General features: G+C 28.3%; 7 protein-coding genes. All 7 read left to right on the top strand.

What is annotated here, in order from left to right:
- Nucleotides 1-819: 819 nt before the first annotated feature.
- Nucleotides 820-2,571 carry an autotransporter assembly complex protein TamA gene (gene tamA, locus ERCIPSPA2889_RS01125; RefSeq protein WP_157989042.1) on the top strand — a complete coding sequence of 584 codons (1,752 nt, stop codon included), beginning with the start codon at nucleotides 820-822 and terminating at the stop codon, nucleotides 2,569-2,571.
- Complete coding sequence (gene tamB / locus ERCIPSPA2889_RS01120; RefSeq protein ID WP_462804020.1) at nucleotides 2,568-6,380, top strand: autotransporter assembly complex protein TamB; 3,813 nt, start codon at nucleotides 2,568-2,570, stop codon at nucleotides 6,378-6,380. Before tamA ends, tamB begins: the two co-directional genes overlap by 4 nt.
- Nucleotides 6,381-7,541: 1,161 nt before the next feature.
- Nucleotides 7,542-8,609, top strand: a complete 1,068-nt coding sequence (gene hemE / locus ERCIPSPA2889_RS01115) for a uroporphyrinogen decarboxylase (RefSeq protein ID WP_157989040.1) — start codon at nucleotides 7,542-7,544, stop codon at nucleotides 8,607-8,609.
- Between the two features lie 1,633 nt (nucleotides 8,610-10,242).
- Nucleotides 10,243-10,461 (top strand): translation initiation factor IF-1, encoded by a 219-nt coding sequence (gene infA / locus ERCIPSPA2889_RS01110; protein WP_072666130.1) that lies wholly within the window; start codon nucleotides 10,243-10,245, stop codon nucleotides 10,459-10,461.
- A gap of 478 nt (nucleotides 10,462-10,939) precedes the next feature.
- The gene (fldA, locus tag ERCIPSPA2889_RS01105) at nucleotides 10,940-11,461 is read left to right on the top strand and encodes a flavodoxin FldA (protein ID WP_157989039.1); all 522 of its coding nucleotides are present in this window, start codon (nucleotides 10,940-10,942) and stop codon (nucleotides 11,459-11,461) included.
- A gap of 560 nt (nucleotides 11,462-12,021) precedes the next feature.
- Nucleotides 12,022-12,657: a glutaredoxin 2 gene (gene grxB / locus ERCIPSPA2889_RS01100; protein ID WP_157989038.1), complete on the top strand. Its 636-nt coding sequence runs from the start codon at nucleotides 12,022-12,024 to the stop codon at nucleotides 12,655-12,657.
- A 2,621-nt stretch (nucleotides 12,658-15,278) separates the two neighbouring features.
- Nucleotides 15,279-16,178 (top strand): protease HtpX, encoded by a 900-nt coding sequence (gene htpX / locus ERCIPSPA2889_RS01095; RefSeq protein WP_157989037.1) that lies wholly within the window; start codon nucleotides 15,279-15,281, stop codon nucleotides 16,176-16,178.
- Nucleotides 16,179-16,209 lie beyond the last annotated feature (31 nt).

Below are 16,209 nucleotides of genomic sequence, written 5' to 3'. Positions count from 1 at the left end.
CTGATTTCTACTATCAACCATACGAGTATTTCTCTCAATATAGAATGAACGAAAAAAATATCAAAATAAAAAACATACAATATTCTTAACGTTGTTCATGATCTTTAATACAATAATTTTATTAGTATAACGGATATAAAAATTATTTTTTATGTAATAACTTTTATCTACAGATATTAATTTTCTTTGCATACGATTTCACAAAAAGTTATTACTAGATAGATATTACTACATAGTAACGCAAGAAGATTATATCAAAATCCACTAAACCTTGACCTATATAAAGAACTAGATTTTACTCACATCAATTAAAGCATAAACAAAAATGCAATATTATTATTTAATGCATGATATATAAGATAAAAATATTAACTAAATAGATGTAATATACTAAAAGAAGCTTAAGAAGAACCATAACTTTTTATAATTATAGCCATAATAAAAATATTATTTATACATGAATAGTAATATATGTGACTAAGATAAAAAATAGAAACCACTAGATATATAAAGGATAGTGTTTTACAAAAAACCATTAAAATCATGAATTATTATGTATTATTCTCATAAAAACATAAAAATTATGAGGCTCAACATTGTGTACGTAATTATGCTATTGAGAGATATTTTTATAATATATTCCTTTCAGAATAGCACTGTACTATATCATTGAGTATATTTTTATATCTTAACTATTATACATAGTCAAAACTATTAAACAAAGAAAACTTAGTAAATATAACTATAAGAGATTATATACCATTATATAGCATTACACAGTAATCACATTATAGATAATAATCATAAAAAGGAGTTCTTTTGCCGAAAATTTATATCTATCTTCTATCGGCTTTATTTATTATTAGTGTCTACTCTGCTATCGCTAAGGCAGGTCAGGCTAATTTAAAAATTATCGGGTTACCGCAAGATTTGAAAACTAATGTGCAAGCACATTTATCTGCACTCACTAATCAAGAAATTTTTACAGATATCCGCTGTCGCTCTCATATTAACGCAATGGCTAGAGAGGCCCTTAAAGCATTAGGATATTATGAACCACAGATTACTTTTCATCTTATGCAACCTCATAGACCCAATAACAAGCCCTTACTTATCGTAAAAATCATACCAGGCAAACCAATTACAATTTCTCAAGCCAAAGTGATATTAAGGGGGGGTGCATGCAGAGATGAAGATTATTTTGCAATAATTTCAAAAGAAAAGCCTCTAAAAGGTAGCATCCTTAATCACAGAAAATACGAAAATTTTAAAAATTCTTTAGACAAAATAGCATTACGCAAAGGTTACTTTGATGCCGCTTATCTCAAAAACCAATTACAAGTGGCCGTCTCTCGTCATATAGCATTCTGGGATATCGACTACGATAGTGGAGAACGTTATTGTTTTGGCGCAGTTCATTTTGTAGGTACAGATATCCGTGAAGCATATTTACAAAATATGGTGCCATTTCACACAGGCGATGTCTATTCTGCTAGTAATATAGCAGAACTAACGCGGCGTTTATCAGAAACTGGCTGGTTTAATTCAGTAACTATTATTCCAAGTTTTGATAAAAAAAACATAGATAAAAGAGTACAACTCAAAGGAATTGTTACAACACGTGCTCATAATACTATTGAAACTGGTTTTGGATCTTCAACGGATATTGGACCACATCTGAAAGCACGATGGAAAAAAAGCTGCGTTAATAACCGAGGGCATAGCTTTCATACTATGATGAAAATCTCAGCGCCTGAGAAAAACATCGAGTGGACATATAAAATACCACTTTTAGAAAACCCACTGGAGCGGTATTACCTGTTACAAGGTGGCGTGAAACGTACTCACTTAAATGACACTAAGTCCGATTCTTCCACTCTCTCTGTATCACAATATTGGGAACGATCCAACAGCTGGAAGTGGGCCGCTCACATACATTGGATACTAGACCATTTTACTCAAGGTAGCAATACTAATACTACGATGTTAATTTATCCAGGAATTACTCTTGACCAAACCCATTCTTATGGTTCACTCATGATGCCAACTTCGGGTAATTCTCAGCATTATTCTATTGATATATCAAATTCCCTATGGGGGTCATATATCGATTTTATCGTAATACAAGCAAAAAATGTATGGGTTCAGACTATACAAGAAAGATCTCGACTTATTGAGCGCATCAATCTAGGCTGGATTAATACTAAAAACTTCTCAAAAATTCCACCAAATCTACGTTTTTTTGCTGGTGGTGATCACAGTGTACGAGGTTATAAATATAAAGGACTATCTCCACATGATAATCAAGGAAAACTGACCGGCGCCTCAAAGTTAGCAATAGGATCAATAGAATATCAATATCATATGACTGGGAAGTGGTGGGGAGCAATATTTATTGACTCAGGTTCGGTTCTTCAGGATCTTCAAAAAAATTTTATCAATACTGGTATTGGTTTTGGAATACGCTGGCAATCTCTTCTAGGTCCGCTAAAACTCGATGTTGCGCGCCCAATAGGTAACAAACATACACATAATATACAATTGTATATTGGCCTTGGACCGGAACTATGAGATGGTTTAAAAAGGGTCTGGCTTTTCTCTTTATCTTAAGTACATTGATATTATGTTTTATTATGTTTTTAGTAAGTACTACGACTGGCATGAAGCTAGTATTACATACAGCAACAAAATCTATCTCTGCTCTCCATATTAAAACGATCCATGGGACTCTACATAATGGTATCTTAACAGGAGTCCTTTATAATACACCAGGTATTAAAATAAATATAAACAAAGTTCACTTTAAACTAAGTTATAAGTGTTTAATGCATAGAAAGCTCTATGTAGATGAATTAATGCTAAAAAAAGTTAATGTATTTATTAATAATAATTGGCAATCATCACAAATCGCTCATTTAATAGAACAAAAAAATGATAAATATCATATTTTCTATTATCCCGTAATACTCAAAAAATTAGCTCTTTATAAAATAAATATAAAAATAAAAAAAACTAAAATATATCTCGCATCTTTTATCGGTGGCGCTAAATGGCAACCACGTGAGCTCACATTAACATCCTCTCATATGCAGGGACTCACAATTATACTACCTAAAACTACAACCAAAAAACTAAACATACAAGGATCAACGTATAATATAGACAAAAAACCTATATACTCATCCTATATTGATATAGAAAAAATAATTAAAATGCTACAGAAAAAGACACTAATTCAAGATCTACCAATATTTCATTTTCCAATTCATATAACGTTAATGACGCTTTTTTGTGAAAATTTACATTTTATAGGGGATAATGATATCTCTATTTATAAAATTTTAATTAAAGCTACCATTAAGAATCAAAAGTTATATCTAAAAAATCTAGTAGTGAACTTTCCAGGAGGGATGGTACAATCTCACGGTTATATAACATTCCATGGAACATGGCCGCTAAACTTTATATTACATAGTATCGTTCATTTAGGTGAACTACAACCTGAAAAAATAGAAGCAAATCTTAATGGCGACTTATATGGTCATTTAAAATTAAAATGTAAATTATCTGGATCAATACAAGCACTGGTAAGTCTCAATACCCAATTAGCTTCTTCAGGAAAGCCAATATATATACAATTACAAAGTTCTAAATTATTCTGGCCACTTTATGGAGCAATACCGTTCCAAGCTAATAATATTCATTTTATCTTTAGAGGTGATCTAAGTAACTATGCTGTATCCTTGAGGGCAAATTTTGCCGGACAATATATACCATCTCTCATGCTCATTGCCAATGGTGAAGGTCATTCAGATAAACTAATTATTAAGACACTTCAGTTAAAGTCGTTAAAAAATATAACCGAATTTAAGGGAAAAATTACCTGGAAAAAATTACTTAACTGGTGTGGAGAGCTCAGGTTTTTTGATATAACTCATAAAAATAAGAATCCTGTTAAAACGTATCCTCTCAAAAAAGAACTAATTACCTACGATAGTCTATATACTAAAAAAAACCAAATATTTAAAAATAAAATATGGCAAACAAAAGATTTAGGGATGTGGTTTCAAGTAAGAGGCAATCTATTGCATAACCCATTAAAGATCCATGGTTCCTTATCTGTTTACAATTCAGGTCAGTGCTACATTCCAATTGTTAAATTAAATTTAGGTAGTAATAGCATCACCATTAAAGGTATTTTTAATAAACAGGTCAATTTATATATAAGTATTCATGCTAAACATTTAGAAAATTTTATTCCAGAGTTATCCGGCAGTGTAAATGGGAATATTCACGTTCAAGGTGATCTTACAGAGCTGCGTCTTTTAATGAATCTCAACGCTAATCACTTAAAATGGCATGAAATGCGAATCGCTCACATACAACTAAACGGATCTATTATTACTAATAATAGAATACAGAGTAAAATCAACCTATACGCAGAAAAACTTAAACAAAAAAAAATGCTAATAAACTTTTTGAATTTACATGCTATGGGCACTGTCAAAAAACACATACTCAAAATTAAGCTACAAGGAAATCGAACCGTAAGTCACATTACTATTCAGGGATCTCTTGATCCAATAGTAGGCCGATGGAGTGGTACATGTCCTAATATCTACTTTTCAAACGCTTCAGGGCAATGGCGCTCAAGCAATAACATTACTCTTGATTATTTTTACGAGAAACAAATGTTCTATATGGGGCCTGTTAACTTAAAAAATCCAGAAATAGAAACATTCACACCAAAAACAATCAAACCTGATACATTTGGTCATCTTAAAATTTCTTTAAATCATATAAATCTAGCTATGTTTAATATGTTTATGCCAGTTACAACTCAATTGTCAGGAACACTAAATACTGGATATGCGCACATCATATTCAATCGTCACACCTCACTTTTCGACGGAACTCTATCTGTAGTAGGCAATAATATTGCAATTAATCATAATATTACTGGGCACAACATACCCATAATATTCGATAGTTTTCAACTATATTTAGCATTTAAAAATAATTGCATACAGTTTCAATGGCGAACTAGTATTCTTCATAATGGCGTATTATATGGTAGCATCCAGGTTTCTGATCTTAATGGACAACGTATGTTAATCGGAGATCTTAATATCGACTCTCTTTCTATAGGGCTCCTCAATGCAATTTTGATGCCAGGCGAAAAAGTTTCTGGAATAGTAAATACACATTTACGCCTTGGAGGTAGCTTAAAAAAACCGCAGATATTCGGCAATATGTTATTAAGTAATGCTAGTTTTGATAGTACCCTCGTTCCTATGAAACTCACCACTGCAAAAGTAGATATATTATTTAACGGTGTTAGCTCAAATCTCGTAGGAGTCATTAAAACTAAACAAGGAACAATCGTTTTTCATGGAATGACTGATTGGCGTCAACTAAATAATTGGTATACACGTATCTCAGTAACAGGAGACAGGATACGATATACAATACCTCCTATACTAAAGATAGATATCATACCAGATCTAATATTTGAAGCCACGCCAAAATCATTGACTCTGATAGGAGATATATATATACCATGGGCACGATTCTTATTACAAACAACCCCATTAACTATCAGCAAAGTTTCTTCTGATGAAACTCTTCTGGATTCAGATCTAAAACCTATAGCACCACGATCTATGACAATACCTATCAGTAGTCATCTTACTCTTCATGTCGGTAATGACGTTATTCTAAAGGCATTCGGCCTACAAGGAAAACTACGCGGTAATTTAAAAATCACACAAGATAAACACGGCCTGGGCTTATATGGGCAAATGAAAATATTAGCTGGTCGCTTCCATGCCTATGCGCAGGATCTTACTATACGTAAAGGAGAACTACAATTTTCTGGATTACTCGATCAACCATATCTAAATATTGAAGCAATTCGTAATCCAGAATCGACTACAGATGATGTAGTGGCTGGGGTAAGAATTACTGGCTTAGCAAATGACCCTAAATTTGAAGTGTTTTCTGATCCAGAACAAACACAAGAATCAGCTTTATCCTATCTTCTTCGGGGTCAAAAATTAACTTCTGCTAGTGATGATGGTTATGCATTAACGTCGACACTAATAAGCTTAGGCCTTGCACGCAGTGAGAGTATTATTAATAAGATTGGTAAAATTGTTAGAGTCAAAAATCTTTCTATGGCCACTATAGGAGCAGGTGATAAACAGAAAGTACAAGTTAGCGCCTATATCCTACCTAGTCTACAAATAAAATATGGTTTTGGTATCTTTGATACCCTAGAGACGCTCACCCTCCGCTATCAACTGATGCCAAAGCTATATTTAGAGGCGATATATGGTCTTGATCAAGCTATTGATGTGCTCTATCAATTTGAATTTTAGTAATTAGTATCAAAAGAAAAAAAACATAAAAAGACTACCCTACACTGCACAATACAAGCAGAAACAATTTTTAGTGATTTTAAACAAGATTTGAATATATTTTAAAAAACTAATACAAAATACCTAAAAATTTTCCATAACACTTATCATAACACTGATTGTATAATAATCTTATATTACTAACTAGTTATTACCTAATAATATTTAACGCTATGCTTTAATATAAAAGTATGTTATTTTTTTATTTTTTGTGTAATGTCTAATCGTAGGTTGAACATATTGAATACGTTTTTGACCTTATTTTTGTAATATCCCACTATATTAATAATCATTTTTCTAATCTCTAGTGAACTTATCGTAACTAAAAAAGTTTTACTTCATTTTCTATTACACTTTAATTTTCAATATACTATATTACAGCATGAATGATATTACTAGGTAAAAACTAGTTAATATCTAAAACGCTTTAATCGACTTACAACATGAAATTATTTATAATATTTTCTACTAAACTTATCGACATTGCATAGTCAATAAATATTATTTATTGACAAGAGACCTGTATAAATATAAGACTTTTTCAAAAATATCTACATCTATCCTAAATATCAGTAGATATCTCAATCAAGTGTAACTTATAACCAACTTATTCTTATCTGTATAATAGAAATTTCTTAATAAAATATCTCTACTTAACCAATGATTTTTTATATACCAGAGAGTACATCTATGCTAGTTTCTAAAAAATATATTTACTATGATCTCTCAATAGAGATTTCTTTAAAAGAAGCTGTCCGCTCTCTCTAAAATTTTACATCATATTATATATGTATTATTGGACTAATAGAACTGTATATTAAAATTAGTTATGCGATTCATTTACAGTAGTAACAAAAATAGATGTATCATAGTAATACTTTATGACCAATCTACATTAAAATGATACATAATTAAGACTAAACATACTTATTGGAAGTATATCAAGATGAAATAAAGAAACAAATATGTCTTGGCATTTAGATAATATACGTATTTCTTCATTCCTAAAGATTTTAAGTAGTTTCCTTTTTATGACAGTTATAAGAAAATTTTATGTACTTCGGTAGTAATGTTGTTAATGAATCTTATGCATGAATTTCATTTAAGAGACATAATTGAGAAATGAGTACACTAAAAAACGATCGTTACTTACGCGCCTTATTACGTAAACCAGTAGATAGTACTCCTGTCTGGATGATGCGTCAGGCCGGACGTTACTTACCAGAATATAAAGCGACTCGTGCTATTGCAGGAAGTTTTATGTTATTATGTAAAAATCCAGAGTTAGCTTGTGAGGTTACACTACAACCATTACGACGCTATGCCCTGGATGCAGCGATTCTGTTTTCTGATATTCTTACCATTCCTGATGCTATGGGCTTAGAGCTTTCTTTTTCAGATGGAGACGGTCCACGTTTTGCCTACCCCATTACTTGTCGTGCTGATGTTGAAAAATTATCCATTCCGGATCCAGAGCAACAGCTTGGTTACGTTATGAACACAGTGCGTGCTATTCGTAAAAACTTAAACGGCCAGGTACCAGTAGTTGGTTTTTCTGGTAGTCCATGGACTTTAGCAACTTATATGGTTGAAGGTGGTACTAGTAAAATATGTTCTAAATTAAAAAAAATGATGTACACAGACCCGAATACCCTTCATCTTATGCTCAATAAATTGGCAGATAGTGTTATATTATACCTGAATGCACAAATACTTGCTGGAGCTCAATCCATCATGATATTTGATACATGGGGAGGAATTCTAACACGACGCAGTTACCAAGAATTTTCACTTCAGTATATACATAAAATTATTGATGGTATATTCCATGAACATGACTGGCAACGCGTGCCAGTGACATTATTTACAAAAGGTGGAGGACAGTGGCTTGAAGCAATGGCTGAGATAGGATGTGATGCACTTGGAATAGACTGGACCACAGATATTGGGGATGCTAGACGACGCGTTGGTAACAAAGTGGCTATCCAAGGTAATATGGACCCATCAATATTATATGCCTCTCCTTCTCGTATCAGACAGGAAGTGTCAACAATACTTGAAGATTATGGTCATGGTAGCGGGCATATTTTTAACCTAGGTCATGGAATTTATCCTGATGTATTACCAGAGCATGCACATGAGTTGGTTGAATCGGTGCATAAGCTTTCAAAGGTATATCATCTACGATAAGATGTTTATGTGAAATTTTTGATACATTATTCTTCATCCTAAAAAAGCTCTACTAAGAGTACACTTCTATGATATATGAATAGTAGTTATAGCACTGAAAATATAAAATTAACATTAAATATTTAGTATTATATATACTAATATAGATCTGATAAACTTTTTAATTTATATAGGAAAGATTTTTCAAAAATAACACTGATTAGTAAAAATTATTAATAAATTCTTTTACTAGTATTTTTATTACTATAATAAAATGATTATATGAAATGTTTAAATATCTCTATAAATACAATTATGTAGATTAATAGACAACCACTAATATTACAAACTCTGACAATATAAAATAGATATACATATAATTTACATCTATAATCGTTGAGAGTCTTGTTACATTTCTTATATATTGTAATATATTATTTAAAATTTTTACAAAAATACTAATCATTAGATATAATTTTTATTCTCAAATAACTCTAATTGTTTTATATACTAAAATATACTTCATTTATTATAATCAATTATATTATATCTATAGTTATAGATTTATTTTCAATTAATGCTATCTATCAATAGATAACTTATAAATATAAAATACTTTTAGTGTTATTTAATAAACATTCATTGAAACAATAAAAATAAATATAAATAATTTTATAGATCTTATTTTAATATATATATTAATATTATTTATTAATAATACTTATATAATTAAGTATATAATAATTATTTAGAAATCTTAAAAATATTCAATAATTTTACTTTTATTATTTCACTCTATCAGTAAATATAAGCACGTAATTCTCATTATAGTTTTATAGTCTATGAAATTTTTCATCAAAGCTAAATTTTTTAACATAATACGCTACTATCAACGAATAACTTATATTATACTACAATCAATATAATATTATTATTTTTATTTATATTAAAAAGTAAATAAATCTGTGTGTATTATCTAAACAATGCTAACCTAAACACTTAAAATTCTATAATCACCCGAAGATTTAAAAAAATATAAAACACTGTTATAGTGTTATAATGAAATAAAAAAAAATTTTAGTATATTGACGTTTTGCATAATTTTAAAATCAAGTTAGTATTTATTAAAAAAAAATACTCGAACACTTTTATTAAAAAATACAGGACAGACAGACTTCACTCCATATTCAGGCTGCATTCATACATCAATATGATTACAATATAAAATCATATTACTCACAATGGATTCCTCCGACATACTAATATTTCATTATGATTGCTGAGAGATCTTATTATATAAAAAATTACTGACAAATTTAACAGATACTGCTATTATTATTTGAAATTTTTTTTCTTAAAATATAAAATTAGAATATAATACAGGATAATGAAAGATATGAAGATTAAACATCATCTAGATTTGCATATACAGTAATTTAAAAAATTTAAAAAACACTTTTAGTAGCAAAATAATAGTATTTTTGATTAACCCTAAATCATTGATTCATATTATTTAGCCCAATGATTAATCATTTTACCGATTTTTTACTTTTTGAGAAGTGACATCTACAGAATAAGTAAAATGGATCAATTCATTTGCATAAGTAAAGTTAAAAATTTTATTACTAGTGAAAATATTCACCCAGAGGCTTTTATGGCTAAAGAAGATAATATTGAGATGCAGGGAACAGTACTAGAAACACTACCCAATACAACATTTCGCATTGAATTAGATAATGGTCATACGGTAATAGCGCATATATCTGGAAAAATGCGCAAAAATTATATTCGTATTTTAACTGGTGACAAAGTTACAGTAGAAATCACCCCATATGACTTAAGTAAGGGCCGAATTATTTTTCGCAGTCGATAATATGAGTCTATAGTTGTTAATTTTATAACAAATGATTTTTATCAAAAAAATGATCATTTATCACAAAGAATATTATTATTTATGCATAATATTATATATTAACATATACTATAAAAAACTGCCAAATGTGTTAATATAGAATATCTGTGGTTAGTATAAACTAGTATAAATTTCTAGAAAGAGTAATAGATAAAGCCATGCTGTTATTATAAAATTTACATAAGCATGATTCTTTAATATTTTATATATTGAATAGTTAAATATATATAATATATGTACTCTCTAAGTGAGCTCTATAACTTATATTATAATAATAGATAAAATATAAAAATATCACTTATACACAGATTACATCAATGTCAAAATTTTGCATATTATTTTTGTTATGTATTATAAGATCACCAGTTGATGATCATTAATTGTTTTTTCATATATTTTTAATTACACTAAAGACAAATTTTTAGAGGTTATTATACGTATGGCACTTGTTGGTATTTTTTTTGGTAGCGACACAGGTAACACTGAAAAAATTGCAAAAATGATTCAAAATAAACTTGGTCATAATATCGCGAAATTGTTTGATATTGCTAATAGCAGTAAAGAAGATCTTGAGAGCTTTGATATTCTATTATTAGGTATTCCTACCTGGTATTATGGAGAAGCTCAATGTGATTGGGATGATTTTTTTCCCATTTTATCAGAAATAGACTTTTCAGGTAAATCAGTAGCCTTATTTGGCTGTGGTGACCAGGTAGATTATTCTGATTATTTCTGTGATGCAATGGGAGCCATCAGAGATATCATTCTATTAAAGTCTGCAAGGATCATCGGTAAATGGTCCTCTCAGGGTTATGCCTTTGAAACATCTAAGGGAATGTTAGATGACACTCATTTTCTTGGCCTTGCCATTGACGAAGATAGGCAACCGGAACTAACTAACGATCGGGTAAATCGATGGGTAGAACAGATTTCTCATGAGCTTAATTTAAAAATATCATAAAAAGATTAATCAGATTATACAGTTTTGGATTAAAAATTTTTGATATGATTACATCAGATAAAATGGTATCATTGCCAATGAAAGAATATTACTCAAATATATTATATATATGATATTTTCTAGAATGATTACTGTTTGTGTGAAAATGTTATAATATATATCATTAATAATCATTATATTATTTCAATAAATATCATTATGTGCTTAACTAATATTAGTTAAGTCAAACTAAAAAATTTTTCATAAAGATTATAATTTCTATAGTTTATCTTTATTACATGGTTATTTTTTAAAAAAAGTAGTCATTTGAATTACTTTAGAATCATAGATTACAAACATGTTTAGATTTGCATATTCATCCCCGTACTTTTTTGGATATCTTAAGTATTTTTAAGTATCATTCAGTATAAAAATATTTCCAAAGTTACCAGTATAGATGCTATTACATATCTTCTCAATTTTATATAATCCATATTATTCAATAATACTTGAAACTTATTAAAATATGGATGAATATAATCCATACTTCTGATACATAAACAAAGTAAAATAAAAACAATATGGAATTATATATATATACTCATTGCCCATTTTGCATTAAAACACGTATGATTTTTGGTTTAAAAAATATTGCAGTGAATCTTATCGTGCTAATGAATGATGATGAAGTAACACCTAAAAAAATGATTAATAAAAAAATGGTACCAATTTTAATGAGAAAAGATAATAAATATATGGCAGAAAGTCTTGATATCATTAAATATATTGATACTTTAAACCATCCTTCTGTGCTAATGGGTCCAACCAATCCTGCCATACATCACTGGTTAAATCATGTTAATAAATACATATACCATTTACTTATACCACACATAGCTATAGCACCATTTCTTGAACTCTCTACTCCGGAAGCGCGTAGATATTTTAAGATAAAAAAAGAAAAATCTTATGGTAATTTTGACAGCTTGACTAAAGATTTTGCAAAATTAATTAATAATATTAATAACGATTTACAACAACTCGCGATACTTATTGCTAAGCCTGATGCAGCCAATGGTCAACTCTCTCTCGATGATTTTCATTTATTCCCTCTGCTATATCTTTTATCCCTTGTGAGAAAAATTAAGTATCCGATACAAGTTACTCACTATCGTGACAATATAAGTAAACAGTCAAAAATACCTCTACTGTTTTAGATTAAATTTCACATGCAATCATCATGATAGATATTTTTATAGATACTATTTTCTATGTATTGTTAAAATTTAATATTTATTAATATCGAAATATTGTTATTTAATACTAACCAACGATAAGATAAATATAAAATTTTAATTATCTTATTGAAATATACTCAAACGATTTATATAAAATTTTTTAGTAATCCATATTAAATTAAAATAAAAATAAAAACACAACAAAAAATTCTAAAAATTTTATGCAATATATTGCATATATTAATTTTTATTTCAAGCATCTCTTGAAGGATCTAGGATAAGTGCAAAGATTTATATTACTTAACAAGAAATAATAATTTTTTTATTTTTAGTAAAAATAATGTCTGTGAAGTATTTTTAACAAATAGTATAAAAATATCATTTATAATTAATTGTAATTTAATGACATGTATTTATCTAAGTAATAACTAGAAATGTTTATTCAATACTACGAGAACTGGATCTATAGATCCATACACTAATCGTATTAGATATAATACCACCAAAACCTTAAAATATCATTATATGTAGCAATTTATAAAATACTACAGTAGCATATATCTATAATGAATATATCTACAATTACTGTAGCTATCACTTTAATATGGAGTAGAGTATTGAATAAATATTTTTATATATTATATTAAAAATGACACTATACAGATAAAAAAATCTAAAATAAAGATTTATCATCATTATAAAACAAACGTTCATCTTATTAGACATGTAAAATAGATTTAATAAACAACTCTTTATACCTATAAAATTTTTATATAATTGCTAATAATTTAAAAATATCTATTGTTTTGTTTGTTACATAGCGTAAAGTTTATAACTTTTAGATACCGTATCTTAAAGACAAGATGTTATTTCATTGTTTGTATTGTATCTAATGGGAGCGTTCAAAGTACTTGATCAGTTAATATTAGTTAGTATACTAATATTTATTAGTTTCAGGTTTCATCATATATAAAGTTTTATAAGAATTATAAATAATCACATGTACCATTGAAATCTATTTATTATATTCATAATAAATAAACCCTCAAGTTAAACTAAAAACTTTTGTGAAATAAAAAGCGATATAAATTAGTTAATTATTTAATTAATAAATTAATTAAATAATATAAAATAATGTACCTGCATTATACATGCATAGTATACCTTACTGATTAATAATAAATAATACAAAAACTTAATATATATTATATAGAAATCTTTTATTTATATATAAGAATCATTAATTTAAAAACATCTTAAACATAAAGCAAAATAATTGTTCTTTAATTAATTATTAATTATTGATAATATAATAAAATAATAAATAAATATTTTAATCTTAATTCTAGATACCATATCTTAAATTGATAAATATGAATAAAATTAATAGGTACAATCAGATGATATATTTCATCATTATTTCATTTTTTACTTAATAAGAACTGAGATTTTATCTAACTAATTATTTAATCTAATTAATTACATTTTACATAACAAATAATATAACAAAAGATATGATGAAAAGTTATTAATTATATCATCGATCTTTTTAAGAATCATCGTGAACTATCTAACTATGAAATTAGCACCTACTTTGGTACCTAATTATATTATTATCTAACTAATCTAAAATATATACTAATGTTATATATTAAAGCTTGTTTTTTTATATATAACTTTTATTTCATTAACTAGTTCTTAACTATATATATAATATTTTAATGAATATCATTCAAGTAGTATTATTTTTAAATGATTTATTATATCATATTCATATATAATATTATAGAAATCATTTGAGCTATATTTTCTAGTACGTCGTAGCCGAATACCCATTCTGAGCATTGCATGTTATATACACTACTCTAACAAAATCACCGCTAAATTTTTTTATACATTAAATACTCCATATATAAATAGAGATATAAAATTATGCATAAACTTAAAATTTCTTCCAGACAGTAACTAACGAAAGTTTATATAAAAATCGCAAAATATAAAAGATATTCCTATGCAGAATTATAGATCGAGTAAAACATTTCCATGAGAAATATAAATTTTAATCTCAATTTATAATAAAAATCACTTTAGGTTAATATATTAGTACTAGATTTTATATAAACTATCTCACAACTACTAATTACGTACTTTATAAGATACTGCATAATTTACCAATACATAATTAAATCAATTAACAAAAAGGATAAGGATTGCTCATGCTACGTTAATACTCTTATATTAAGAGTTTATAAGAAACCTATCAATATATTGAAATTATTCAGTTAATAAAATATTTTAATGTTTTATATATTATGAATTTTCAATAAATAATATCCTTACATATTGAGCACCTTGTATAAATATAGGATATTCACTTATAAGTGTATTAATTTAAATTTTTTTGACTAACTTATACTATCTCTTTCATCTAATAATAATTAGATGTATACTTCATATGATATTTCTCTTGCAAGGTATATCAAATAAAAACTGATCAAATAAATATACAAGTAGTTTATAGATCTTAATAATGTAAGTATAAGCTACATTAAAAAAACATAGAACATATTAATAAATAACTAATCAAGGAGATTCATGTTATGATACGTATTGCTCTATTCCTCTTAACTAACCTTGCCGTTATGTTAGTGTTTGGATTGATTCTGAGCTTAACAGGAGTAAGATCGAATAGTTTGACTGGGCTTATAATTATGTCCGGCTTATTTGGTTTTGGTGGAGCTCTTGTTTCGTTATTGATGTCAAAGTGGATGGCCTTGCGTTCGGTTAACGGTGAAATTATTAAGAATGCTCGTAATGAAACTGAACGCTGGCTGATAGAAACTATCACCCTACAATCAAAAAAAGTCGGTATCACCACGCCACAAATTGCTATCTATCATGCACTAGACATTAATGCTTTCGCTACTGGCGCACGCCGTAATTCCTCATTAATTGCAGTATCTTCTGGCCTACTACAAAACATGAGCCGTGATGAATCTGAAGCGGTTGTAGCACATGAAATTAGCCATATCGCTAATGGAGATATGGTTACTATGACCTTAATCCAAGGAGTGGTAAATACCTTTGTAATTTTTATATCACGAATTATAGCTCAACTAGTCTCAGGTGTTACCTCAGATGCAGATGATCATGAAGAAGAGAAAACCAATGGTCATCCAATGATTTATTTTCTTGTTTCTACAGCACTTGAGCTTGTTTTTGGTGTGCTTGCTAGTATTATTACCATGTGGTTTTCACGTCACCGCGAGTTCTATGCTGATGCAGACGCGGCTCGCTTAGTTGGATGTAAAAAAATGATTGCTGCCTTGAAACGCTTAAAAACTAGTTACGAACCAGAAGAGCCTGGTAATCTAATGGCATTTTGTATTCATGGTAAATCTAAATGGATAAGTGAACTTTTTATGTCACATCCGTCACTTGATAGACGCATTGAAGCTTTAAATAAAATTGAAAATCACATGCAAAATAATAATTTCTAATTTTTGATGTATTATATATATTTTAAAGTCA

Source organism: Candidatus Erwinia haradaeae (assembly GCF_900698985.1).
In the GTDB taxonomy this organism is placed as follows: domain Bacteria; phylum Pseudomonadota; class Gammaproteobacteria; order Enterobacterales; family Enterobacteriaceae; genus Erwinia_E; species Erwinia_E haradaeae_B.
The sequence above is the reverse complement of the archived record's forward strand: the minus strand, read 5'-3'. Positions and strand labels throughout refer to the sequence as shown.